Raw genomic sequence first — 24,734 nt, forward strand, 5'->3', positions numbered from 1 at the left:
GAGGCTCCGCCCCGCAGAATGGTCCCTTACTGCCGTCCGTTGCCAAGGTCCGCAGCACGGCGGACCGCCCTCCATTCTTTGTGTCCCTGCGGGATCGGGCTTGATCACGTGCCGTTCGCGCGCCTACCCCGCCGCCGGCCCAAGCGCCGGCGGGTGGAAGGAACTAGCCATCTCACCCAGCGCCACCTTCAGGCGGCGCTGGTATTCATCCCGCGGGATTTCCTGCCCGCCGAAGCGCCGCAGGTGCTCGGTCAGCCACTGGGTGTCCAGCAAGAGGAAGTCGCGCGCCTGCAATTCCCGCACCAGCGCGACCAGTGCGATCTTGGAGGCATCCGTCTTCCGCGAGAACATGCTTTCCCCGAAGAAAGCCCGGCCCAATGCCACGCCATAGAGTCCGCCCTGCAGTCCCTCGGCATCGTGGACTTCCACCGAATGGGCGTAGCCCAGCCGGTGCAGCAGGCAGTAGCTTTCCAGGATCGTGACGTCGATCCAGGTTCGTTCACGCGCGGCACAGCCCTGCATGGTGCCGCGGAAGTCGCTATCCCACTTCACGGTGAAGGGCGGCTTCTTCATCACCCGCTTCAAGCCGTGCGGAATGTGAAACTTGTCATCGAGCGGGATCACCCCGCGCATCAGCGGCGAAAACCAAGTCAGCTCGCCTTGATCTGCCATCGGGAAAACGCCCTGCGCATAGGCACCGAGCAGCACCTGCGGCGGGATGATCTGGGCTGGCGGGAATCCTGACACCTTGCGCCGCCAAGTTAGCAGTCTCCCGGCCCGCTGCTCAAACGATTTGCGCGGCTACTCCCGGCTATTTTCCGACCAGGAAGCCGACCTTGCTGCCCCTTCAGCCTGCGCACCCGATCCGCTGACTGCCCAAATGGCCGGACCCCGGTGGCGTCCGCCGATCACCTCAAGAGCATGCAGCAACCTTCAAAACCTCCTGCCTTCCTCCTGTTCAAATTCTCTTCCTTCCAACTCCCAGCTGGACGATGCCACTCCCGTCACTAACGAGCCTTCGATCCCAAAGCTCCCTTCCCTCCTGTTTGGAAAACTTGGCACCTTGGCGTCTTGGCGGTTCACCATCCGCCTTTCCTCTGCGCCCCTCCGCGACCTCTGCACTCTGCGGTAAATCGAGCTACCCGCAGCGAGCCCGATCCCCCCTCAAACCATAGGTCCAATAAGACCCATAACACCTATTCAAAGCACCCTTCCAACCGCCTCAAAAGCCCTTCCAAAACTCTTCCGTGAATTCTAGATGAAACCTGAAAGCCCGAATAAGGCCACGCGTAGCGCCCCACGAAGGACACCTCCGTGAAAACCACCTCCGCCCCTTTGAGGGCACTGCTTGACTTGGCCGGCCGTACCGCCGGCTTCCTTTTTGGACATATCACATGGTCGGCCCCTCCGTGGCTGACTTTGACTGGAAAAAGCATATCTTTATTCGGCAAGCACGTCGCGAAGCACCGCCGGCCTTGGGCCATGGGTGTCGCGAGCACCGCTTTCCTATCGCTCGGCACCTGGCAATACCTCCGCTGGCGCGTTGCTCACAAACCGCGACCTGTCGTTTACGAGGAGATCCAGAAGGTCACCGTAAGCTGGAGCCCGCCGGCAATCCAGAGACAGGAGTGGCAAGAGAAGGACCTCACCCCCACGCCGCTGGTCGTGAAGTTCTCCCTGCCCTCCGCGCCGATGGACAAGACTGGCAAGGAACCGGGCCCCGGGATCGCACTGGAGCCGCCGCTGCCGGGCAAGTGGGAGTGGACGGACAGCGAGACCCTGGTCTTCACGCCGCAGGCCCTGCACTGGCTGCCGGGCACCGCTTACACGGTCCGTCTCGATCCTGACGAACTTGCGCCGAAGCTGGAGTTCAGCCGCAACAAGCTCGAATTCACCACTCCGCCGCTCGGTGTGGAGTTGAAGGACTTCAACTTCTACACCAGCCCCAAGGATCCCTCCGTGCACCAGCTCGTCGGCGAGCTGCGCTTCACTCATCCGGTGAATCTGGATGAGGTGAACCGCCACGTCGGCATGGAGGTGCTCGATGGCACGCCGATCTTCAAGAAGGGTGAGCCGGATGAGCCGCTCTTCACAGTCACCCAAGGCGCGGGCCCACGGCAGTTTTTCGTCCGCAGCCGTAACATCGACATCCCGGAACACGAGCACTTCGTGAAGCTGCGGGTTACCAAGGGGCTCAATGCCGCCGCATGGGGCCAGCCGCTGCCGCGGAACGGTGAGACGAAGACCCGCGTGCCGGACAAGTTCAGCGGCTTCCAGCTGAGCGACGGCGGTGCCCGGATCATCCGCACCGATGACGGCGAACCGCAGCAGTTCGTCTTCATCCAATCCAGCATCCCGATGGACAGCGCCGAGGTGGCCAAGCACATCACGGCATGGTGGCGGGATGAGCACGGCTGGAATCTCCAGGACCGGGCCGTGTTGGAGCAACAGATCGCCGCGGCCAGCAAGATCGCCCTGACCCCGGTCGCTTCCGAGGCCCCGCTCAGCAACCGCCACGCCTTCCGCTTCACCGAGCCGCGCCCCGGCTTCATGCTCCTGCGCATCGAGCCGGGAGTAAAGGCACCGGGCGGCTTCGAGCTCGGCCGGCGCTTCGAGATGGTCGATGGCATTCCGGAGTTCCCGCAGGAGGTCGAAATCCTCGGCAAGGGCAACATCCTCACGCTCGGCGGCGCGAAGAAGCTGGTCGCCAGCTCGCGTGGCATCGACCACCTGCAGATCACCTTCGGGCGGGTCCCCATTTCCCAGGTCCAGCATCTGGTCACGCAGAACCGCGGTGGCAGCTTCGATGCTCCGGACTTCTGGGACGACTTTGGCGAGGACAACCTCGCCCAGTGTTATCGCAAGATCGTCACCGTGCCGCGTCACAACGATTGGGAAGCGGTGCAGACCGAGATCGATCTGGGCGAAGCCCGGCCGATGACCGCTCCCGACCAGCTCCCCGGAGCTCGCGGGATCTTCTTCATCGACATCAAGCCGACCAAGAAAGTCGAGCCAGCGGAAGTCGACACCAGCGTCTATGGGCGGATCGAAAACCCCTACGATGGCGATGAGGGGAACTGGAAGCATGATGACGACGAGAACCGCGATGGCTTCGCGGATGGCTGGATGAAGGATGACGGCGAGTCCGACTCACGCTTCGTGATGGTCACCGATCTCGGCCTGATGGTGAAAGTCGGGGCCGATGGCGGGCGGGATCTCTTCGTGATGTCCCTGACTGCCGGGCTGCCGATCGAAGGCGTCGCCCTCAAGGCGCTCGCGCGCAACGGCACGGTCCTGGCGGAAGCTCTGACCGATGCCCAGGGCCGCGCCAAGCTGCCGCCGCTCGATGGCTTCACCAAGGAGCGCGAGGCGATCGCGGTGCTGGCCGCGAAGGCGCAGGATGTGACCTTCCTGCCGCTACGGGAACGCCAGTTGCCCGCGATGGACTTTTCGCGCTTCGACATTGAAGGCGTGATGGCCTCACGGCAGAAGGCAGTTGAGGGCTTCCTCTTCACCGAACGCGGCATCTACCGCCCCGGCGATACCGTGAACACCGGCGCGCTGGTCCGCCGCCGGGACTGGGAGCCGGTGCTCGAAGGCCTGCCAGTGCGCCTGCAAATCTTCGACTCGCAAGGTCGCCAGATCGGCGAGCAGCGCCAGCGCATGCCCTACGACGGCTTCTTCGAAGCGAAGTTCGAGATCCCGGAGACCGCGCCGCTCGGCAATTGCGAGATCACCGCCCACGTTCTGGATGGCGACGACAAGGAGATGTTCCGGCTCGGCCGGACAATGGTGAAGCTGGAGGAATTCCAACCCGACCGCAGCAAGGTCAACACCAGCATCGAGCCCGCGCCACCGGCCGGCTGGATGAAGCCGGAAGCTGCCGTCGCCAAGGCGGCGGTGGCCTCGCTCTTCGGCGATGCCGCGGCGGAGCGCCAAGTGGGAATGCACCTCGATCTTTCGCCCAGTGATTTCAGCTTCCCGGAATGGAAGGACTACACCTTCCATGACCGTTCGGCGGAGACCTCGGCATCGCGCGCGGGCCGCACGATCGACCTCGGGATGGCGAAGACGGATGACTCCGGCATCGCCGAGTTCAAGCTGCCGCTTGAGACGCTGAAGGACGCCTCCTACCGGCTTGTGATCAATACCGAGGCCTTCGAACGCGAGGGCGGCCGCAGCGTCCGGCACACCTTCTCGGAGCTCGTCTCGCCTTGGAATGAGGTGCTCGGCTGGAAGGCCGATGGCGATCTCGATTACATAGGCAAGGACAGCGGACGTGGGGTCCGCGTGGTCGCGATCGACCGCGCACTCAAGTCCGTGGCCTTGCCGAAGCTGCACCGCCGCCTCATCGAGATCCGCCAGGTCTCCGCGCTCACGCAGTTGAACAATGGCAACTACGCCTACGTCTCGACCAGCCACGAGCGGGTGGCGGCAATGGATGATTTTTCGCTCGCGGAGGGCGGCAGCGATCTGCCCCTGGCCACTGGCGAGGCGGGGAACTTCCGGTTGGAGATCGTCGACGGGGACGATGCCGTGCTCTGCGCCATCCCTTACCGCGTCGCGGGCAAGGGCGAGGTAGACCGTACCCTGGAACGCGAGGCGGAACTCGAACTCGTCTTGGGCCAGGGTGAGGTGAAGCCCGGCGGCGAAGTGGAGGTCCACCTCACCGCGCCCTATGCCGGCGCGGGCGTGGTTACCTTGGAACGTGACCGGGTGCTCAGCCACCAGTGGTTCCACACCAGCACCAACCAGAGCACGGTGAAGTTGAAGGTTCCGGCGGACATCGAGGGCACGGTTTATGTGAATGCCGCCTTCGTGCGCTCGCCATCTTCGCCGGAGGTCTTCCACAGCCCGCTGAGCTATGCCGCCGCGCCGCTGCGCATCACCCCGCTGCACAAGCAGATGGAGGTGAAGCTCGATACACCCAAGGTGATCCGCCCGGGCTCCGAGGCGAAGTTCGGCTTCAGCACCAACAAGGAATCTCGGCTGGTCCTCTATGCCGTGGACGAGGGCATCCACCAGATCACGAACTACAAGCTGCCCAAGCCGCTGGATTACTTCACGCGCAAACAAGCGCTCGAAGTGCGCACCTTGCAATGGCTTGACCTGTTGCTGCCGGAGTATCAGTTCATGAAGGCCGCCCCGGCCTTCGGCGGTGATGGCGACGAGGATCTGCTCGCCCTGCATGTGAATCCCTTCAAGCGCCGCCAGGAAGCGCCGGTGGTCTTCTGGTCGGGAATCGTCCCCGCCGGACCACAACGCCATGAGGTGACATGGAAGGTGCCGGATTACTTCAATGGCAACCTGCGCGTGATGGCCGTGGCGGCGAATGCCGGCAGTGTGGGCGTGGCGGAAAGCAGTTCGCTAGTGAAGGCGCCGATCATCTTGGTGCCGAATACGCCGCTCTTCGTCTCTCCCGGCGATGAGTTCGAGGCCTCCATCGCGGTGACCAATAATCTGGATGTCCAGGGCAAGACGGCGATCCGCGTGAGCGCCTCATCGAGCAGCCAGCTCGAGCCGGTCGGCAATACGGTCGACCAAGTCGAACTGGAACCCGGCAAGGAAGGAATGGTGCGCTTCCGCTTCAAGGCCCTGGACGAACTCGGCGGGGCCGAGCTGAAGTTCACGGCCAGCGGTGGACCGGAGAGCGTCGCCCGCGCCACTACGCTCAGTGTGCGGCCGGCGAGCCACTTCCTGACCAAGGTGCAGTCGGGCTGGTTCCGCATGGGCAGCCAGGATCTGGAGATCGGGCGCACGCTCTATCCCCAGTTCCGTCGTGGCGAGGCGATCTGTAGCGCACTGCCGCTGGGACTTGCCCATGGTCTGGAAGCCTACGTCAGCGAATACCCGCACGGCTGCAGCGAACAGATCACCAGCCGCGCGATGGTGAAGCTGCTCTGCTCCACGGAGGCAGACTTCGGCTTGCCGCCCTCGGTTGCCGCGGAGCACTTGCGTGGCGCAATCGCCCAGCTTGCCAATCGCCAGCAGGCGAATGGCGGCTTCGGCTACTGGTACGCCGGGGCGCCGCGCGCCTTCGACTTCCATTCGCTCTACGTGCTCCACTTCCTGACCGAGGCCAAGCTGTTGGGCCACGCGGTGCCGGAGGCGATGATGAAGGGTGCGCTGGCCTACGCCGGGGATACCGCCCGCGCGGAAGTCAGGACTCCCGCCCAAGCGGAGTTGCAAGCCTACGCGATCTACCTGCTGGCCCGCAACGGTTCGGCGGCGGCACCCCAGTTGGTGAATCTCCGCGACACCCTGACCAAGACCCAGGCCGGACAGTGGGAAGGCCGCTCGACCGCGGCGTGGATGGCAGCCAGCTACGGACTACTGAAACAGGACAAGGAAGCGGAGAAGCTGATGAAGGCCTGCCTCGACGCGCGCAAGAAGGGTGCGCCGAAGGCAACCTTCGACTACTCCTACTACAATTCGGACCAAGCGGAGGAGCTCAAGATCTTCTACGTCCGCTGCCGCCACTTCCCCAAGCAGGCGCGCGAGTTCGGCTACGAGGATCTGGAGCCGGTGATGGCCCCGCTCAAGAGCGAGAGCTTCAACACCCTCACCGCTTCCTTCATGACCCTGGCCCTGAAGGCCTATGGTGATGTCGCTTCGCAATCGGGGCTGGAACTGGCGATCTACGCCAAGCCGAAGGGTGGCAGCAGCACCACACTCGCCGGACCGACTCAGGGAGTAGTCCGCGCTGAATTCGCGGAAGGCACGACGGAGCTCAGCTTCCGCCGCGACCAGAAAGGTGCTGGCGACATCGGCGCCTTCTATCAGTCGGTGCAAGCGGGCTTCGACCGTGGCAAGCCACCGGGCGCGCAGACCAGCGGCATCGGCATCTTCCGAGAGATCAAGCCAGCCAAGGAGGGCCCGGTCCATCCGGGCGATGCGATCGACGTGAAGCTGACGGTGCGCAACCTGACCCCGCGTCAGCTCAGCGACATCGCGGTGATCGACCTCTTGCCCGCGGGCTTCGAGGTGGTGGCGGGCGACCTGAAGTCAGGACCCGGCGCAGTTCCGGGCACCAACTTCAGCGAAGTCCGCGAAGACCGCAGCCTCTTCTACCTCGGCCTCGCCGGCAACAAGGAGTGGACCGTCACCTACCGAATGAAGGCGGTCTGCCCTGGCAGCTTCATCGTTCCCTCCGCCTTGGTGGAAGACATGTACGACCGCGGCCGCCACGGCCTGTCCGAACCCGGCCGCATCGAAGTGGTCGCCGCAAACTGAAGCACCTCCAATGTAGCGGCGGTCTACGACCGTCGCACTTCGGCGGCCACAAGCCGCATCGTAAGATCCTCCCTCCCCATGTAGGCGCGGTGGTGACACCGCGGAAGCCACCGAAAATGCTGCCATCACCTTGGTATTCCACACGCTCCCGATCCCGAAGGGATCACAGCAACAGTAGCCGGGGGTTGAGGCGCTAGCCGACACCCCCGGTATTCAACAACAAGGAACACCCGATCCCGAAGGGATCGCAGCGAGATCCGACTCACCAACCACGCCCTCATGCGCAACATCTGGCAGACCTTCCTGACTTGGCGGCGGCGCATCACCTACAGCGCCGCCGCCCTGCTGCTGCTCGCCCTGCTAGGCTGGATCTTCCTACCCAAACCCGAGCTCTACCCCGAAGGCCTCGGCTGGTCGCGCCAAGTCCGCGATCGCCACGGCACCTTGCTCCACCTCTCCCCCGCCCCCGACGGCCGCTATCGCTTGCACGCGAGCTTGGGAGAGATCCATCCGGCACTCATCCGCGCCACCCTGCAAAAGGAAGACCGCTACTATCGCTGGCATCCCGGCGTGAACCCCATCGCCCTGCTCAGGGCCACCTGGGGCAATCTCACCGGCCACTCCGCGGGCGGCGCCTCGACCTTGACCATGCAGGTCGCCCGCCTGCGCTGGCAACTGGAGACCCGTGGCCCCGGCGGCAAGCTGGTGCAGATGTTCCGCGCGCTGCAACTGGAACGCCACTATACCAAGGACCAGATCCTCGAGGCCTACCTCAACCTGGCTCCCTACGGCGGCAACGTCGAGGGAGCCGGGGCGGCGGCCTTGCTGTGGTGCGGCCATCCTCCCTCCGACCTAACAGAACGCGAGGCCTTCGCCCTGAGCGTGATCCCGCAAAGCCCGGCGACGCGACACCCCGGCAGACCCGCCGACCGCGCTCGCATCGCCGCGGCCCAGGCCCGCTTGATCGCCACCCTCGATCCCCAGGACCCGCTGCGTCAGGATCCCCTCGCCGCATCCTTCACCTTGGAGCCACCGGGCGAGCCGCCCCACTTCGCCCCGCACTTCTGCCGCCGGATGATGTACGCCGATCCCGCGGACTCGCTGGCAACCACCCTCGACCTGCGCCTGCAACAAACGCTCGAACGTGGCATCCGCGAGCGCTTGGACCGCAGTGCCGAGATCGGCATCAACAATGCCTGCGCCGTTCTGGTCCATGCACCCAGCCGCCAGGTCCTCGCCTACATCGGCTCCGGCGACTACCACGACCGCTCGATCCCCGGCATGGTCGATGGCCTGCGCGCGAAGCGCTCCCCCGGCTCGGCCCTCAAGCCTTTCGTCTACGGTCTCGCTCTTGAACAAGGCATCATTCACCCGCGCAGCCTGCTGGTCGATGGCCCGATGGTCTTCGGCGACTACAATCCCGAGAACTTCGAGCGCGAGTTCATGGGTCCGATCAATGCCCGCGAGGCCCTGCTGCGCAGCCGCAATATCCCCGCCGTCGACCTCGCACGCCGTCTCTCCGGCGGCGGCCTCTACGCCCTTATGCAGCGCGGCGGTGTGCAGCTCAACCATCCTCCCTCCTACTACGGCCTCTCACTCACCCTCGGCGGCGCCAGCGTCACCCCACTCGAACTCGTCACGCTCTATGCGTCGCTCGCCGATGACGGGCGCTACCGGCCGCTCTCCTTCCAGCCCGGCCCGCTGCTAGCACCCGGTCCCATTCTGTTAGACGACGCCTCGCGCTACCTCGTGCTGGAAATGCTCAGCGGCGGCAGCGACCTCGGCCCCGAATACGGTTTCACCAGCCGCTGCCCCGGCGTGTCATGGAAGACCGGCACCTCACATGGCTTTCGCGATGCTTGGGCGGTCGGTGTCCAAGGCGAATACGTACTGCTGGTGTGGATGGGCAACTTCTCCGGCCGCGGCAACAATGCACTGGTCGCGAGACGTTGCGCCGCCCCCTTGCTATTCGATCTGCTAGCCCGTCTCGACCTGCCGGACCAGCCGCGCCCCCTGCCCCCCAGCGTGGTCTCCGCAGAGATCTGCCCGCAGTCCGGCTGCCTCTCCGGACAGCATTGCCCACATAGACGCTATTCGCACTTCATCTCCGGCGTCTCCCCAATCCGCGTATGTGATCTGCACCGTGAAATACTGGTCGATGCCACCACCGGCCTCCGTGTGACCCACGACGATGGCCGCCCCAACCTACGCCGCGAATGCTATGAATTCTGGCCGCCCGATCTCCTCGAACTCTTCCGCAAGGCCGGAGTCCCCCGCCGCGAGCCGCCATCGCCGGAAAATGGCGTGGCCTCCGTGGACGGCCTCGATCCCGGCACCGCTCCCGAAATCACATCTCCCCTCAGCGGCCGGATCTACCTCGCTGGTGACGAGAGAGAGAGCATCGCGCTCCAAGCCAAACCTGCGGCAGGAGTCACCCGTCTCTATTGGTTCTGCGATGAAGCCTTTCTAGGCAGCACCGCACCCAGCACGGATTTCGCCTGGCTGCCGACCTGCGGCCGCCGCACTTTGCGCGTGGTGGATGACCATGGCCGTGGCGCATCGGTAGCCATCACCGTGAGAAGCCGCTAGCCCGCAGGGATTCGCCGCTGGGCGCATTTCCATTTGCCCCGGCACGGATGCCGGTTGAAATCCCCGTGTCACTGCATCACCCTAGCCCCGCCATGTCTGCTGCCCGACTGATCATCGACCTCCCAACCCTGCCGGAGGAAGGCAAGAACTTCAGCGGCGAACTGTCGCCAGAGCTGTTCGAACTGCCCGCCCACGACCCCCAACCCGTCGGACCACTGGTTTATGACCTGCGCGCCCAGCGCTTTGGTTCGGAATTACTGCTTTCCGGCAGCATTTCGACTCCCTTCGAGCTGACCTGCGTGAGAACCGTGCACCCCTTCGTGAAAACCCTCCATGTGGATCCCGCGAATATCTCAGTAGAGATTGAGCAGGAAGGACCTCTGGATGTTACCGAAGCCCTGCGGGAGGAGATTCTTTTGGAGATTCCGGACTATCCGCACTGCGATGAGGCGGACGAACCGATGCACTGCGAAATCGACCCCCTATATTTGGCAGTAGACAAACCCGTCGGGGATACGGTAGAGACCCGCCCCCGCGCGACCGGAGACGACCGTTGGTCGGCACTCGACGCGCTGGATAACCTAGATTCCGAACGCTAACTTTTTCTACCGCCATGGCCGTACCAAAGCGCCGTCAGTCCAAAAGCCGGCAAAAGATGCGCCGCGGCGCCAGCCGCTGGCGCGCCCCGATCTTCAAGTCTTGCTCCGAGTGCGGCAGCCGCGTGCCTTCGCACATCGCCTGCCCGTCCTGCGGTTACTACGCCGGCCGCAAGGTGCTGGAAGTGGACGTGCACTAAAGCGCGTCTTCCCGGATTCCTTTTCGAGATCGCCGTGCCGGATCTTCCGGCCCGGTGATTTCTTGTATCCGGAACTCACCATCACCACGCCGCAACCGCGATGAAAGTAGCGCTCGACGCCATGGGTGGCGACCACGCCCCCGCCGTGAATATCGGAGGGGCCAAGGAAGCCCTGCAGCTTTACCCCGCCATCGAAAAGATCTACCTGGTGGGCAATGAGGCCACCCTGAAGACCGAATGCGCGAAGCAGGGGCTCTCCCTGAGCGACGCGCGCGTCGAAATCGTCCATGCCCCGGAAACGGTCGGCATGGCTGAATCGGGAGCCAAGGCAGTGCGCGGCAAGAAGAAGTCGTCCATCAATGTGGCGATGGATCTGGTGAAGTCTGGCGATGCTCACGCTTTCGTTTCCGCGGGCAACACGGGGGCGGCAGTCGCCTCCGCCACCATCAAGCTGCGCCTGATCGAAGGCGTCGACCGCGCGGGCATCGCCTCCGGCCTGCCGAACGAATACGGTATCTGCCACCTGCTGGATGCCGGCGCGAATCCCGAGGCCAAGCCCGAGCACCTGCTGGTCTATGCCATCATGGGCAGCGCCTTCGCCCAATACGCGCTCCACGTGAAGCGCCCGAAGGTCGGCCTGATGTCGAACGGCGAGGAAGACGAGAAGGGCACCACTTTCACCAAGGAGACCTTCGCCCTGCTCAAGCAATTCGCTGACAGCGGCAAGGCCCCCTTCGATTTTGTCGGCAATGTCGAAGGCCACGATCTTTTCGAGACCCAGCTTGATGTCGTCCTCTGCGACGGCTTCACCGGCAACGTCGTCCTCAAGTCCTGCGAAGCCACCGCCAAGGCCATGTTCAAGTGGCTCAAGGCCGAGCTGCTCGCCAGCCCGGTCCGCAAGCTCGGCGCCATGATCTCCAAGGGTGCCTTCGTCGCGATGAAGGAAAAGGCCAGCGCCGAATCCTACGGCGGCAGCCCGCTGCTCGGGGTGAATGGCGTGGTCATCATCGCCCACGGCGGTTCCACCGCGGTCGCGGTGCGGAATGCGATCCGCGTCGGCATGGAGACCTATGAGCACAAGGTGAATCCACATATCCAGGAGACCTTGGCGAAGGTGGCTCTCTAACGGACTCGCCACCCTTGGCCCGCGGGGTTGCATCCCTTCCGGCGTTGCGGCATGCTCCGGATCGATTCCGGCATGTCCAAATTCTTCTGCAACCAATGCGGTGCGTCCGTGGAGAGCGACGATTCCTTCGCTCCGCCCGATCCCACCTGTCCAGCCTGCCGGGGTGAGGTCGCGTCGCCTGCCGGGGAAGATTCGGTGCCGCTCACGGCGACTGTGCCACCGCCCTTGGTCATACCGCCTCCCCAGCCCACACCCGGACCCTATCATGCATCAGCAGATATCCCTGGCCCCTCCGGCCGCCAGCCTCCGAGTGGGAGCGCTCTCTTCCTGAGAGCCCTGTTCGCCACCCTCATCGCAGGATCGATCGCGTTCGCAGGTCTCAAGTTCTCCATCTGGAAGCAGGAGGACAACCCCGGCCACCTTTTCAGCTTGTGGCTCGGTTCCACCATCAGCATGGCGGTTGCAGGACTTGCGGTGAGTCTGGTGGCGGCACTGGTCATGCTCGCTTTCAAGAAATCCTTCGGCCGGAGCTTCGCGCACTCCTATAGTCTGGCCACGCTATTGATCGCCATCCTGGCCTGCCTTGGCGGCCTCGTCGGCGAAGCTGGCCAACGCCAGCAGCGGGCGCGCGAGACCCGGCAGGCAAAGGAGACGGCGAAGAGCGAGGAGGCCCTCAAGGGCATGAAAGAAGACAGGGCTCGCATGCTCGCGGAGATCAACAAAGGTTCGTCCAAAGGCACCGACTTCCACTTCGAAAGTGAAGAGCCGAAGGATGCAGCATCCAGCTTCCGGCACCTCAACCAATCTCTCCTCAACGACTCGGTCGCTATCCGGAACGAGTATCTGCAAGCGATCGACAACGCTGGCGTGCACCGGCTATTGGACCGACAACGACTGGCTGCCGACGAAGACCTGAAGGAAAGCCGGGCCATCCTCGCCCGCTGTGCCGAGCTCGTTAAGGACTACAAGGCGAAGTCGCGGGAACTCCTCGATAGCATCCCCCAACTCCTCGATCGCTACCCCATCCCAGCGGCTGACAAGAAGGAATTCCTCGTGGGACATTACGAGGTAATGCCCCGCAAGATAGCGGACACGGAAGCCCCTTGGAACGCGGAAGCCAAGACGCTCGGCATCTTGGTCGAACTCATCGATTACTTGGAGGAGACCAAGACGGAATGGACCGTGACGGACGGCAAGCTGCTCTTCCAGTCGGACGAAGGCCTTGCTGGCTTCCAAGCAATCTTGAAGAAGCTCAACGAATTTGCTGCCAAGCAACGGGAGAAGGAGGAAAAACTGCTGAACGAAGCGCAGTCGAAATCCAAGGAGCGCAAGAATGATCCGGAGAACCCGTAGGCGGACATGAGGCCTCTGGATCCTACATGGGAATCAGTAGAGCGGCTCTCGACCGGAGATAATCTTGCAGACCGCGACACGATCGGCGCGAGGATATCGGAGCCGGATGGATTGATCTCACTAGAATTCTCCGGCAATAACTCCTGCCAAGCCTCCATGCCCCGCTATCCATGCTCCCGCTGCGGTGAAACGGTCGATACCGGTCCATCTTTCGCACCGCCGACGAATATCCTCTGCGAGGATTGCAGCGGGACCGCTGCGCCCCCACCGGAAGCCCGACTGGTCGCAACGCCCCCTCCCCCGCCGTTGCCTTCACGACTGCCCGTTGGGGCAAGCTTTGGCATGCCACCGCTTCCTCAACCTAGCCGTCGGATACCTTGGTGGGTATGGGTCGTGATCTCGCACCTGCTTGCGATCCCAATCTTGTGCGTGATGTCGATCGCCGAGAACGAAAAGGATCCCGTCATCGAAGGAACCATCGGCGGAGTCATTCTCGGCATCGTCATCTTGCTAATGCTGGATGTGATTTCACTGGTAGTCGGCTTGATCGGCGCAGGCATACTCCGGCTCTTCAAGCTACACTTCGGCCGATCCCTCGCCTTGGTCTCCAGCATCTTCCTCAGTCTCCTCGCCCTGCTGATGCTCATTGGATTCCTGCTTCCGGAAGAGCTCGAGGTAAATGGTGAGTCCGCACTCCCTAAGGTGGAGGCGGTGGAGTAAATTCCCATGAATCCCCCACCCGTGGATTTCACCTCGCTCGCCATTGATGCGGATGGCCTTCCGGAGATCTTCCAGCGCATCCCCGAGACTGCGGTCACGAAGTTCTTCACGGGCCTCTACATGCTCGATGTCGAGCGGCGGCGCGAGGTCAGCCAAGCCGCGATCTCTTACGCGGAAGCCTACATCCAGCACCTTATCGATCCCGCCCTCCCGCGTCCACAGGCATCCCCCTTGATGCCGGAGGTGAAGAGCCTCGGGGCCAGTCACAGCAGTGACCGATGCATGTCGCTCAAGCTGCTCAAGCAGTGGACGGGTGCCATGAAGAGCGCCAAGCCCGGTGCCCGGCGCATGTCCGGTCCCGTGAATCCGGCCTTGATCTCCCATGCCGACAAGTTCGAGACGATTCCTGCCACGGAAATGCGAAAGTTGCTCAAGGCCCATCTTGCGGACCGCTTCCAACTGAAGGCCGAAAGATCGAGCGGCGGCCCTTGGCACTACCTCAATCCGGGGCGACACGCCGGTGTGGCAATCGACTTCAGCGGCAGTTGGGGCCAGCAGCTGCGTTACCGGATCCTCCATCCCCGTGCCCGGCTGGGCGTCAGCCTGGAAACGGTGTGGAATATCGGCAGCGGGGATTGGGACTTCATCCACCGGGGGAATTGGGATGCCTCTCTCGCGGTATTGGGGGATATCTACGAATTCTTCGCCCAGGTGCTGCCCGCCGCGCCGACACCTGCCGTGGAGAGCGGCCCGCCGGGCTGAAATCCGTGCGTCCACTCCTCGCAATTCGCGCTTCGCAGCCGCCCTCGGACCGCTACACTCCCCCCGCCGTCTGATGAAGTTCACTGCTCTCTTGCTCGCTCTGGCCCTGCCGCTCGCGGCCCAGCAGCGCCCCCATGCGCCCAAGCCCCACCCGAAGCCGGCGCCGACTCCCGCCCCGGCTCCGGTGACGCCTACGCCAGCGCCGGGACCTACTCCGGCCCCCAGTCCAGCCCCGGTAACGCCTCCGGGCACCAATCCAAATCCCGCCCCGGCACCGCTGACTCCACCTCCCCCGCCGGAGATGCTTGAGCCCGCCGTGCCGGATGACGGCGTGCGGGTCTGCATCCTCGGCTACCACGATTTCTCGGAGACCGCGACGGAGACGGAGATGATCATCCGCACCTCCAAATTCCGGAAGCAGATGGAGTCCATCCGCAATGCCGGCCTGCCGGTGATCTCGATGGAGGATTTCCAAGCCTGGAAGCGGGGCGAGAAGGAGATCCAGGACAAGAGCATCGTCATCACTATCGATGACGGGTGGAAGGCAGCCTATACCGACGCCTATCCAGTCCTGCGGGAGTTCGGCTACCCTTTCACCCTTTTCCTCTACAAGAACTACATCGATGGCGGCGGCCGGGCCCTGACGACGCCGATGATCCAGGAGATGATGAAGCACGGTGCCAGCCTCGGCAGTCACTCGGTCTCGCACTCCTATCCACAGCTTCACCGCCGCAAGGGCGCGGAGGCCTATGCCAAGTTCCTCACCACCGAATTCGGCGAGTCCAAGAAGGCGATCGAAGCAAAGTTCGGCGGACGCGTGACGACCTATGCCTACCCCGGCGGCATCCGCACTCCGGAAATGGATGCGATCGCGAAGGAATTCGGCTACGAGTCACTCTTCACCGTGCTACCGGGGAAGGTCCGCCGCGCAAATGATGACAAGGTGCTGCCGCGCTACATCATCCTTGGCACCCACGATAAGATCTTCGAACAAGCCACCAGCTTCAACGAAATCTCCGGTGCTGGCGCCGCCGCCCAGAATGCGGCAATCGCCCCGCAGACCACCCCGCAACCGGTGAAGCCGGAGCCGGGCTCGATGATCGATACCCGCCTGCCGCTGGTCTCGGCCGACCTCTCCGCCGTGCAAGACATGGACCCGAAGACCCTGAGCATGAAGATCAGCGGCTTCGGCGAGGTGCCTGCGATTCTGGATCCGCAGACCAAGGCCTTCTCTTGGCAACTGAATCGCCGCCTGCGCTCGCCAGTCTGCCAGGTCTCGGTCTCGTGGCTGGACAGCAAGGGCAAGCCCCCCGAGGTTCCACTGCGCTGGTCCTTCCGCGTCGATACCGAAGCGGCCTATGTCCCGCAGAGTGAAACCAAGTAAGCGTCTCGCGGATCCCTGATTTCAAATTTCAGATCTCAAATTTCAGATTTCATGTTCAGCAACCTCGCCGACTCCCTCGACAAGACCTTCCGCAACCTCCGTGGCGTGGGCAAGATCTCGGAGGCCAACATCACCGATGCCCTCCGCGATGTCCGCTTGGCGCTGCTGGAGGCAGACGTGGACTTCGCCGTGGCGAAGGAATTCATCGCCGCCGTGAAGGAACAGGCGATGGGCGCGGACGTGCTCAAGTCGATCAAGCCCGGCGAGCAGATCGTCAAAATCTTCCACGATGAGCTGGCCGCATTGCTCGGTGGCGACCAAGTGCCGCTCGACCTCACTCCGCCCGCACGGATCCTGCTCTGCGGCCTGAACGGTGCCGGCAAGACCACCACCGCGGGCAAGCTCGCGATGCGCCTCAAGAAGGAAGGCCAGAAGCCGCTGCTCGTCGCGATCGACCTTTATCGCCCGGCGGCCATCGACCAGCTTGCCACTCTGGCCAAGCAGGTGGGTGTGCCCATCTACACCCCGGAAGCCAGCGAGAGCGATGTGGTGAAGGTGGCGCGCGAAGCTCTGGCTTGGGCGGAAACACAGCCGCATACGGTGATCATCTTCGACACCGCCGGCCGCCAGGAAATCGATGATCGCCTGATCGAGGAACTCAAGCGCCTGCACCAATTCGTGCAGCCGAAGGAGACCCTGCTCGTGGCGGACTCCGCCACCGGCCAGCAGGCGGTCTCGGTTGCCAAGCACTTCAATGAAGCGGTGGGCGTCACGGGGATCATCCTGACCAAGCTGGACGGCGATGCCCGCGGCGGTGCGGCGCTCTCCATGCGCGCGGTCACCGGCATGCCGATCAAGTTCGCCGGCGAGGGCGAGAAGCTCGATCAGCTTTTCGAATTCCACCCGAACCGCATGGCTGACCGCATCCTCGGCATGGGCGACATCGTCGGCATGGTCGAGCAGGTCGCCTCCAAGATCGACGAGAAGGACGCGCTCAAGTCCGTGCAACGCTTGGCCGAGGGCAAGTTCGACTTCTACGACTTCCTGGATCAGATGAAGATGATCCAGAAGCTCGGCGACATGAAAGGCCTGCTGAGCCTCCTGCCTGGCTTCAACAAGATCAAGAAGCAGCTCCCGGACGCCGCCTTCGACCCGAAGCGCATGAAGCGTACGGAAGCCATCGTGCTTTCCATGACCCCCGACGAGCGCCGTCGCCCGGAAATCATCAAGGATTCCCGGCGCAAGCGCATTGCCAAGGGCTCCGGCGTGAAGCTCATCGAGGTGAACGCCCTGCTCAAGCAGTTCGGCGAGATGCGCAAGATGATGCGCTCGCCGAACAAGATGAAGAACATGATGAAGCAGATGGGGGGAATGGGCGGCATGGGTGGCCTGCCTCCCGGCTTCGGCGGACCTGGCGCCGGCGGCCCCGGTGGCATGGGCGATCTCGGCGGAATGGGCGACATCGGGGACCTGATGAAGAAATTCAAAGGCAAGTTCCCCTTCTGAGCTCGGAGCCTATCGATGTAAGGCATGCTTGCGCCCCTACCCCGGGGGCATGTTAGAAAGGATGGCATGGACTCCATGTCTCCTCCGCCCTTTCCGCCGCCAGTCAGAAAGAAGGGCCTATCCCCTCTCGCATGGGCCGGCATCGGCTGCGGCGGCCTGACCATTCTGGGGATCGCGCTGGCGGCGATCCTGGGCGCAAAGGTCTTCACTTGGGCCAAGAGTTTCACCGATCATCCGGCGAAGGCGGCCGCTGGCGAGGTCCTCGCTGCCTATCCATCGGTTGAGAAATCCAACGAAAGCAAGGAGAGCGGCACGCTGAGCCTGCGTCTGAAGTCCGGCGGCGGTTCGACGGACACCAGCTACGACGACATTGTCCACGGCCGCGTTGAGATCCCGGATGCTTCCGGAACTCCCCAGCGGGTCTTCCAAGGCGACCTCACCAAGGTGCCCTCCTGGGTCCCGCGCTACCCAGCCCCCACCACCGGTGGAGAGATCTCGGTCCTCCATCAGGACCTGCCGGACCGAATCCACGGCATAATCGTGGCGGACACGCCGGATGGCACCGAAGCCATCAAGAAGTTCTTCGAGGAAGAAGCCGACAAGCTCTTATCCTCCCGCGCAACCACGAGTGGCTCCGCGGACATCAATGGCAACCGGACCTACCACGCCAGCTACAGCAGCGGCAAGCGGAAGCTGGAAATCCACGCCTACGGGCCGAAGGGTTCGCCGATGACAATCGTGACCACCTACACGGAGATGAAGTAGGGCCTATCGCATGTCCGAAGACGATCCCTATCAGCCCCCGCTTCCTGTCTTTCGAGCCCTTTTCCTTCCTCGGCCATGAGCCGGAGGGCTGGCACGACACCTTCTCCCGCTCCTTCGCGGTCAAATCCCGCTGAGCAAATCCCATCCCATGCCTTGCCGGGAAGCGGCCCCGGCCCTATCTCCCGGGCATGGATTTGTCCGAGTTCCGCCAGGAGTATACCGGTCGTGGCTTGCACCGCGAGGATCTGGAAGCGGATCCGATCCGCCAGTTTGAGGCGTGGTTCCAGCAGGCTATCGAACTGGGACTGCATGAGCCGAACGCGATGAGCTTGGCCACGGTGGATGCGTCCGGCCAGCCCCTGCTGCGCACGGTCCTGCTCAAGGGCTTCGACACCCGCGGCTTCGTCTTCTACACCAACTACGAGAGCCGCAAGGCCCGGCACATGGCGGAGAACCCCCAGGTCTCCCTGCTCTTCCCGTGGATCGCGCTGGAGCGACAGGTGATAGTCCAAGGACGCGTCGAGAAGTGCACGGCGGAGGAAACGGCCAACTACTTCCACTCCCGGCCGCGCGAATCCCAACTAGGGGCATGGGTTTCCCACCAGAGCGAGGTGATCGACTCGCGGCAGGTACTGACCGAGAAGCTCGCGGAGCTGACCGCGCGCTTCGGCGGTGGCGAGATCCCCGTGCCGCCCTTCTGGGGCGGCTACCGGGTGGTCCCGCAGACCATCGAATTCTGGCAGGGAGGCCCCGCCCGGCTCCACGACCGCTTTCTCTACCAGAGGCAGGCGGAGAGCTGGTCCATCGATCGCCTTTCCCCTTGATTCCGAGCGAATCAGGAGATCTTCCGGTCGTTTAAATCACCTTAAAGGCCACAGTTGGACCTTAAGGGCTCGACCTTCGTTAGGTCGCACCAAACATTCCCCTTTCCGCCTGCCGCGGCATTCCCTACACAAGCGGCCCCGCGAGGCACCCACGAATCATGCGATTGTTGTTCATCATGCTCCGCAAGGAGTTGAAGGGATATTTTCTCAGCCCCTTCGGCTGGGTTATCCTCGCCTTCGTCAATATCATGCAGGGCTTCACGCTCTCCACGGCATTGAAGGGGTTCAAGGACTCTCCCAGCCAGGACAGCTTGGTCTATTCGGTCTTCAATACGACCCTGTTTTGGTTCTGGTTCCTGTTCATCTTCCCGCTGATCACCATGCGGCTCTTCGCGGAGGAAGAGCGTAGTGGCACCTTGGAGGGTCTATTGACCGCCCCGGTGCGGACCTGGCAGGTGGTACTCTCGAAGTATGGCGCGGCCATGACCTTCTTCTCCCTGCTGTGGATACCCGGCTATTTCCAGTTCCGCATGTATGAGTGGGTCACCGATGTCCCGCCAGCCTACGCCCCCGGTGCCATGCTCGGGGCCTACGCCATCATTCTGCTGATGGGTGCCGCCTTCACTGCCATCGGTTGCTTGGCCTCTTCCCTGACCTCCAGCCAGATCATCGCCGGCCTGCTCACCATCGGCCTGCTGCTGCTGCAGTTCTTCCTCGGCTACGTCACCGTGATCTGGGGTGAGGATTTCCGCGCTGCGGGACTCTTCCACTACATTTCCAGTCAGGAGCACCTGCACTACTTCACCCGCGGTCTGCTGGATACCCGCCCGGCGGTCTATTACCTGAGCACCGCGGCGCTGGTCCTCTTCGTCACCTACCACGTCATCGATTACCGCCGCTGGCGCCGATAAGTTCATGAGCAGCGAATCCGACAGCCCGCCGCAAAAGGCCGCGAAACCGATCCGCCGCTTCGGCATCGGGGTGCTCTCGATCACCCAGGTCATCTGCATGTTGATCCTTTACGTGACGGTGAACTACCTCGGCTCGCAGAATCATGCGCCGATGGATCTGAGTTCGGAGGCGGTTTATACCCTCTCCCCCGCCACCCAGCGCTACCTTCGCTCGCCGGTGGTCCAGGAGCGGACCGAGCCGATCCGCATGCTCGTGGCCTTCCGCCGCAGCAATCCGATGTATGAGAAGGTCCGTGTGCTCGCGGAGGAGTACAAGCGGATCTCCAACGACAAGGTGAAGCTGGAGTTGCTGGATCCCGTGCGTTCGCCGGACCGCGCCCAGCAGGTCGTCGACCAATTCGGTCCCGTCTACAGCGACGCCTACGCGAAGACGATCTTCAACACCGACCTGATCATCTTCGACGCGCGCACCAAGGAAGAGCGCGAGAAAGCCAACGGCGCGGGAACAGCCTTGGCGCAAACCAGCCCCCACATCCGCTTCATCGAGGCCGAGATGATGGCCCGCTTCGAGACCGACCAGATGGGGCAGCGAAAGGTCACCGGCTTCCGTGGCGAGGACGCCATGACCGCCGGCCTGCTCGGGGCGCTCGAGGGCAAGGCCCGCACCGTTTACCTGCTGGTCGACAAGAGCGGCTACACCGCGCAAAGCGGCGATGACGTGCTGGTCAACTTCGAGAAGATCCTGCTGACCCAGAACGCCACCGTGAAGGCCGCCCGCATGGCCGATCTGGAGCGCCTGCCTGACGATGCCGCAGCCGTCGCGATCATCAATCCCACCTACGATTTCAATGCCTCCGAGATCAAGGTGCTGGAGCAATACTGGCAGCGCGAGCGCTCCGGGATCTTCATCACGCTCGGTGCCAACGAGACCCCGGCGAACCTGCGCGCCTTCCTGCGCAACCAAGGGATCACGCCGGGCAACGACCGCGTGCTCACCACCAAGGGAGAGCAGGTCATCACGACCGTGCGCGGGGTCTTCGAGCAAGGCTGGGCCTTCACCGAGGACTTCGCCGACAAGAGCACCCTGCTCGAAGGCGCGACCTGCAGCCTCACCATCCGCGACAAGAACAACGAGGAGCTCACCAGCAAGGGCATCATGCCCTTGACGCTCCTCAGCAGCGCTCCGGAGTTCTGGGCTGAGACGCGCTTCACCGCGCCGAACCCCACCTTCCAGTCCACTGAGGACACCCGTGGCCCGGTAGCTCTCGCCGGTGGCGTGGTCCGCGGCTCTTCCGCCCGGGACGACGTGGGCAACAAGGTCTCCAAGCTGACGGTCATCGGAAATTCCGACTTCCTCTCGCCGAAGCACCTTTCCGACATCAACCGCAACTTCGTCGCCAGCAGCATGAACTGGCTGATGGGCCGCGAGGAACTGACCGGCGCGGGCCCGCTGACCCTCGGCACCTACAAGCTGCCGCTGCTGGACAGCCAGCTCGGCTTCATCAACCGGGTGAACATCTTCTTCCTGCCTGCCTTTGCCCTGCTGATCGGTGCGATCGTCTGGTCGTCCCGCCGCGCCTGAAGCAAAAGCCTGCCCGCCACCATGCGCTCGGTCACCTTCACGCTCCTGCTGCTCGTGCTCGCCGCCGCGGTCACGCTGGTGGCAGCCCTGCGCTTCAAGGACGGCAATCTTGAAAAGCTCTTCGGCGCGCCGCCGGTCCAGATCGGCAAGCACCTCTACAAGTTCGATCCTCTCAAGGCGAAGCCCCACCGCATCCAGCTCGGCGGCAATGGTTTCCTCGTCGATTGCGTCTTCGAGAATGGCGAATGGATCGCCGAATGCAGCCGCGTCAACCGTGGTGATGCAGCCAAAGGCGGCGACGAGAAGGTGGTGAAGGAGAAGCTCTGGAAGGACCGCATGGACAAGCGGGCCGCGGAGCTGATCGTCCAGTTTACGCTCGGCACGCAGGTCGTGGATGTGATCCCGAAGGGCAAGCTGGACACCGCCAAGGCCGGCCTCAAGGAAGGCATCATCGGTGTGAGAATCGAGGACGATGCCGGCAACCTGCTCGCCAACTACTTCCTCGGCCACACCACCAAGTGGGTTTACATCGATCCGCAACAGGCCAAGCCCAAGCCAGGCGACCGCTGGCAGGAGGACAAGACCGTCTTCATCCAGCCGCTCGATCCAGGCCGCAGCGATGACACCTACGTCGGCACCGGTGACATCCACTCCCTCTTCCGCGACGGCTTCCGCCACCTGCGCGACCACCACCCCTTCTACATTGACCCGCTGGCCCTGGAATCCGTGCGGATCCAGAATGGCGAGGATGAGCTGGTGCTTGCCCACGCCACTCCGAAGGCTCCCTGGCGCATCACCAAGCCCCTGGACCGGAAGACCAATGCCACAGCGGTAACCAAGCTCTTGAGCGACCTCTTCAACCTTCGCGCCGTGCAAGTGAAGGACCGCTCGGAAGTGACCCTGCCCGAGGAAAGCGCGAACGGCCGCGAGCGGTTTTCGCTGAAGCATTTCTCCGTGCCCACGGAGACGACCCTGACGATCATGCCCCCGGCCTCGCCGGAAGCGGAAACCGTCTACGCCACCGTGAGCGACCGGCCCGACACCGTCTTCGAGCTCCGCCTCAAGCCGCTTCCCAGCCTACCCGCTACACCGAAAACCGCAGGCCTCCCTACCCCGCCGCCGCCGCCGAAGGACGACCTCGTCTCCTTGGCCGAAATCCCGGACACCATCAACGAGCTGCGGGACCCGATGTTGACCATGATCAACGTCGAGTCGTTGCAGGGCATCTTGATCAAGCCCTCCACCGGCCCGGAAATCCTGCTGAGCCGCGAAAAGCTCGGCGCGGACTGGCTCTACGGTGACACCCGCGGCGGCCCGCAGCAGAAGGCCAATGCAGTCACCCTCATCCGCATGGTCACCGCGCTGACCAGCTCCAAGGTCGAGGGCTTCGAGACTGACTCGGCCACCAACCTCGCCCCCTACGGCCTCGACCGCCCCGCGATCTCTCTGACCTTCGTCTCCTTCGGCTCGGATCGCTTCGAATTGCTCTTCGGCCAAGGCCCCGATGGCTCTTGGTACGCCATGCGCGCGGGCACTACCTCGGTCATGAGCATCAGCGACGAGGTGGTCCGCGATATCTACACCCGCCTCTGGCAGTGGCGGCCGCCCTACCCGTGGTCAATGTCCGAGGCCGATGTCAAAGGTATCGAGCGCACGATGGCCGGGAAGCCAGACCTGCTACTGGAATACACCTACGTCACCCAAACCTGGAACACCGTCCGCGAGGATCTCAAGGATCGCAGCACCGAATTGGTGACCGCCCGCGCCGACAACTTGCTGAAGGCACTGCTGGAGCTACAGGTGGAAGAGTGGCTGGCTCCCGATGATCCCAAGGCTCTCGAAGCCTTGGCCGACCCGACCCTGCGCTTTGGAATCACGGCGAACAAAGTTGAATACGCCAATGGAACCGCGGAGGTAACAGGAGTGCTTCAACATGTTCTGACCCTCGGCCCCGGCAGCGGCCCCATCGGCTCCGAGTTTTACTACGGCCGGGTGGACAAGGATCCCTACCCCTTCCGCATCTCCGCCAAGTATGCCGAGCGGCTGCAAGTGGACCTCTTCTCGGACAATTGAGAGGCCTCCTTTGGCCTGAAAGGATTTCCACGATAGGGAAAGCACGTGGAAAGCGGCTTTCCGCGTCCTTTCCGCTTCCCCATTTCCCGCAACTCGTGTTTTCTCCGGCCCGCAACCGTTTTCCATGGAACTCGACCTCATCGACGTCCACTTCGACCTGAAGTCCACCAAGCCCCGGGAGCTCGAAGAAGCCCTCGAGGATCCCTTCGGCGTACGCCTGCTCCCAGACCAGGAGGACGGCCAGGACGCACGCTACTACGCCCTCGGGCGCACCGTGGCGGACCGCTACCTTTTCCTGTGCTTCTGGACCGACGGGAAACGGACCCGCGTCATCACCGCACGCCCGATGTCCGAGGGCGAACAGCGCTTTTACGAGCGGAAATACGCCGAGTTCAAATGAGCCAGCCCATGCAGCCCATCACCCGCTGGTCGGACATCCCGGCCTTTGACGACGAGGAAGCCGAAGCCCGCTTCTGGGATACCCACGAGCTGGATGCCCGCTTGATGTCCGGTTCCGTTCACGAGCCGGATTCGCGCGAGTCGACCACCATCACCCTGCGCTTCGATCCCCGCATGCTTTCCCGCATCAAGCGGATTGCCCGCTCGCGCTTCCTCAACTACCAGTCGATGATGAAGCAGTGGCTGGCAGAGCGTCTGGAAGACGAGCTGCGCAAGCAGTAATCCGGGAAAGACCTCCGTGCACCGCGTCCTTCGTCATCCCTTGACTTGGCTCGCGGCCGTAGCCGTGTGGTTCGGAGTCCTCTGGTGGCTGTCCTCGCAATCGCATCCCAAGCCACCGGGACCCGAGTTTGAGAACAAGGACAAGGTCCTGCATTTCGGCTACTTCTTCCTCGGGGGGATTTCCGCCGCGGCATTTTTCCAGAGACTAAGGCCCGCTTGGCCTTGGGAACGCGCCGCCCTGTGCTCGATCTTCTTCTGCCTCCTGATAGGAGCACTCGACGAGTGGCACCAGACGCATGTGCCGGAGCGCAGCGGAAACGACGCCGCGGACCTGACTGCGGATTTCACCGGAGCTTTTTGCGGAGCCCTCGCGGCAGGACGCTGTCGACGGCTTCTGGAGAAGAAGGATCTCTGAGCTAGGCGCGGCAG

The 24,734-nt window shown here is 63.4% G+C and carries 19 protein-coding genes; 18 read left to right on the forward strand and 1 reads right to left on the reverse strand.

The annotated features are described in order from the left end of the window. Positions 1–123: 123 nt before the first annotated feature. On the reverse strand, positions 124–747 hold the full coding sequence (gene aat / locus BV071_RS04840; protein WP_035603021.1) for a leucyl/phenylalanyl-tRNA--protein transferase: 624 nt from the start codon (positions 745–747) through the stop codon (positions 124–126). A gap of 735 nt (positions 748–1,482) precedes the next feature. Here aat and BV071_RS04845 point away from each other — a divergent pair. The 18 genes from BV071_RS04845 (at position 1,483) to BV071_RS04930 (ending at position 24,720) form a co-directional block, all read left to right on the forward strand. Next, complete coding sequence (locus tag BV071_RS04845; protein WP_035603023.1) at positions 1,483–7,233, forward strand: MG2 domain-containing protein; 5,751 nt, start codon at positions 1,483–1,485, stop codon at positions 7,231–7,233. Between the two features lie 279 nt (positions 7,234–7,512). Next, positions 7,513–9,822 (forward strand): penicillin-binding protein 1C, encoded by a 2,310-nt coding sequence (gene pbpC / locus BV071_RS04850; RefSeq protein ID WP_052572909.1) that lies wholly within the window; start codon positions 7,513–7,515, stop codon positions 9,820–9,822. Positions 9,823–9,914: 92 nt separating this feature from the next. Then, positions 9,915–10,421, forward strand: a complete 507-nt coding sequence (locus tag BV071_RS04855) for a hypothetical protein (RefSeq protein WP_035603025.1) — start codon at positions 9,915–9,917, stop codon at positions 10,419–10,421. A 14-nt stretch (positions 10,422–10,435) separates the two neighbouring features. Then, positions 10,436–10,618: a 50S ribosomal protein L32 gene (gene rpmF, locus BV071_RS04860; RefSeq protein ID WP_035603027.1), complete on the forward strand. Its 183-nt coding sequence runs from the start codon at positions 10,436–10,438 to the stop codon at positions 10,616–10,618. Positions 10,619–10,718: 100 nt separating this feature from the next. Beyond that, positions 10,719–11,744, forward strand: a complete 1,026-nt coding sequence (plsX, locus tag BV071_RS04865; protein ID WP_035603029.1) for a phosphate acyltransferase PlsX — start codon at positions 10,719–10,721, stop codon at positions 11,742–11,744. A gap of 51 nt (positions 11,745–11,795) precedes the next feature. Further along, the gene (locus BV071_RS04870) at positions 11,796–13,097 is read left to right on the forward strand and encodes a hypothetical protein (protein ID WP_035603031.1); all 1,302 of its coding nucleotides are present in this window, start codon (positions 11,796–11,798) and stop codon (positions 13,095–13,097) included. A gap of 432 nt (positions 13,098–13,529) precedes the next feature. Further along, positions 13,530–13,817 carry a hypothetical protein gene (locus BV071_RS04875; protein WP_265594084.1) on the forward strand — a complete coding sequence of 96 codons (288 nt, stop codon included), beginning with the start codon at positions 13,530–13,532 and terminating at the stop codon, positions 13,815–13,817. A gap of 6 nt (positions 13,818–13,823) precedes the next feature. Continuing rightward, positions 13,824–14,579, forward strand: coding sequence for a hypothetical protein (locus BV071_RS04880; protein WP_035603035.1), 756 nt, complete (start codon positions 13,824–13,826; stop codon positions 14,577–14,579). A 73-nt stretch (positions 14,580–14,652) separates the two neighbouring features. Beyond that, positions 14,653–15,963 (forward strand): polysaccharide deacetylase family protein, encoded by a 1,311-nt coding sequence (locus tag BV071_RS04885; RefSeq protein WP_035603037.1) that lies wholly within the window; start codon positions 14,653–14,655, stop codon positions 15,961–15,963. Between the two features lie 51 nt (positions 15,964–16,014). Then, complete coding sequence (ffh, locus tag BV071_RS04890; RefSeq protein ID WP_035603039.1) at positions 16,015–17,469, forward strand: signal recognition particle protein; 1,455 nt, start codon at positions 16,015–16,017, stop codon at positions 17,467–17,469. A gap of 75 nt (positions 17,470–17,544) precedes the next feature. After that, positions 17,545–18,234: a hypothetical protein gene (locus BV071_RS04895; RefSeq protein WP_265594085.1), complete on the forward strand. Its 690-nt coding sequence runs from the start codon at positions 17,545–17,547 to the stop codon at positions 18,232–18,234. Between the two features lie 188 nt (positions 18,235–18,422). Beyond that, positions 18,423–19,058 carry a pyridoxamine 5'-phosphate oxidase gene (gene pdxH / locus BV071_RS04900; protein ID WP_035603043.1) on the forward strand — a complete coding sequence of 212 codons (636 nt, stop codon included), beginning with the start codon at positions 18,423–18,425 and terminating at the stop codon, positions 19,056–19,058. A gap of 158 nt (positions 19,059–19,216) precedes the next feature. Beyond that, positions 19,217–19,969 carry an ABC transporter permease gene (locus tag BV071_RS04905; protein ID WP_035603045.1) on the forward strand — a complete coding sequence of 251 codons (753 nt, stop codon included), beginning with the start codon at positions 19,217–19,219 and terminating at the stop codon, positions 19,967–19,969. 4 nt (positions 19,970–19,973) lie between these two features. Next, complete coding sequence (locus tag BV071_RS04910; RefSeq protein ID WP_035603047.1) at positions 19,974–21,551, forward strand: Gldg family protein; 1,578 nt, start codon at positions 19,974–19,976, stop codon at positions 21,549–21,551. Positions 21,552–21,572: 21 nt separating this feature from the next. Further along, positions 21,573–23,624: a DUF4340 domain-containing protein gene (locus tag BV071_RS04915; RefSeq protein ID WP_035603049.1), complete on the forward strand. Its 2,052-nt coding sequence runs from the start codon at positions 21,573–21,575 to the stop codon at positions 23,622–23,624. A 124-nt stretch (positions 23,625–23,748) separates the two neighbouring features. Next, positions 23,749–24,024 (forward strand): BrnT family toxin, encoded by a 276-nt coding sequence (locus BV071_RS04920; RefSeq protein ID WP_035603051.1) that lies wholly within the window; start codon positions 23,749–23,751, stop codon positions 24,022–24,024. A gap of 8 nt (positions 24,025–24,032) precedes the next feature. Continuing rightward, positions 24,033–24,305, forward strand: a complete 273-nt coding sequence (locus tag BV071_RS04925) for a CopG family antitoxin (RefSeq protein ID WP_035603172.1) — start codon at positions 24,033–24,035, stop codon at positions 24,303–24,305. A gap of 16 nt (positions 24,306–24,321) precedes the next feature. Beyond that, positions 24,322–24,720: a VanZ family protein gene (locus tag BV071_RS04930; RefSeq protein ID WP_265594086.1), complete on the forward strand. Its 399-nt coding sequence runs from the start codon at positions 24,322–24,324 to the stop codon at positions 24,718–24,720. Positions 24,721–24,734 lie beyond the last annotated feature (14 nt).

Source organism: Haloferula sp. BvORR071, from assembly GCF_000739615.1.
Taxonomy (GTDB): domain Bacteria; phylum Verrucomicrobiota; class Verrucomicrobiia; order Verrucomicrobiales; family Akkermansiaceae; genus Haloferula.

Bases quoted from the DNA above. Each gene is read 5' to 3' on its own strand.
- BV071_RS04845 (WP_035603023.1), top strand. From the start codon at position 1,483: ATGGGTGTCGCGAGCACCGCTTTCCTATCGCTCGGCACCTGGCAATAC.
- pbpC (WP_052572909.1), top strand. From the start codon at position 7,513: ATGCGCAACATCTGGCAGACCTTCCTGACTTGGCGGCGGCGCATCACC.
- BV071_RS04855 (WP_035603025.1), top strand. From the start codon at position 9,915: ATGTCTGCTGCCCGACTGATCATCGACCTCCCAACCCTGCCGGAGGAA.
- rpmF (WP_035603027.1), top strand. From the start codon at position 10,436: ATGGCCGTACCAAAGCGCCGTCAGTCCAAAAGCCGGCAAAAGATGCGC.
- plsX (WP_035603029.1), top strand. From the start codon at position 10,719: ATGAAAGTAGCGCTCGACGCCATGGGTGGCGACCACGCCCCCGCCGTG.
- BV071_RS04870 (WP_035603031.1), top strand. From the start codon at position 11,796: ATGCTCCGGATCGATTCCGGCATGTCCAAATTCTTCTGCAACCAATGC.
- BV071_RS04875 (WP_265594084.1), top strand. From the start codon at position 13,530: ATGTCGATCGCCGAGAACGAAAAGGATCCCGTCATCGAAGGAACCATC.
- BV071_RS04880 (WP_035603035.1), top strand. From the start codon at position 13,824: ATGAATCCCCCACCCGTGGATTTCACCTCGCTCGCCATTGATGCGGAT.
- BV071_RS04885 (WP_035603037.1), top strand. From the start codon at position 14,653: ATGAAGTTCACTGCTCTCTTGCTCGCTCTGGCCCTGCCGCTCGCGGCC.
- ffh (WP_035603039.1), top strand. From the start codon at position 16,015: ATGTTCAGCAACCTCGCCGACTCCCTCGACAAGACCTTCCGCAACCTC.
- BV071_RS04895 (WP_265594085.1), top strand. From the start codon at position 17,545: ATGTCTCCTCCGCCCTTTCCGCCGCCAGTCAGAAAGAAGGGCCTATCC.
- pdxH (WP_035603043.1), top strand. From the start codon at position 18,423: ATGGATTTGTCCGAGTTCCGCCAGGAGTATACCGGTCGTGGCTTGCAC.
- BV071_RS04905 (WP_035603045.1), top strand. From the start codon at position 19,217: ATGCGATTGTTGTTCATCATGCTCCGCAAGGAGTTGAAGGGATATTTT.
- BV071_RS04910 (WP_035603047.1), top strand. From the start codon at position 19,974: ATGAGCAGCGAATCCGACAGCCCGCCGCAAAAGGCCGCGAAACCGATC.
- BV071_RS04915 (WP_035603049.1), top strand. From the start codon at position 21,573: ATGCGCTCGGTCACCTTCACGCTCCTGCTGCTCGTGCTCGCCGCCGCG.
- BV071_RS04920 (WP_035603051.1), top strand. From the start codon at position 23,749: ATGGAACTCGACCTCATCGACGTCCACTTCGACCTGAAGTCCACCAAG.
- BV071_RS04925 (WP_035603172.1), top strand. From the start codon at position 24,033: ATGCAGCCCATCACCCGCTGGTCGGACATCCCGGCCTTTGACGACGAG.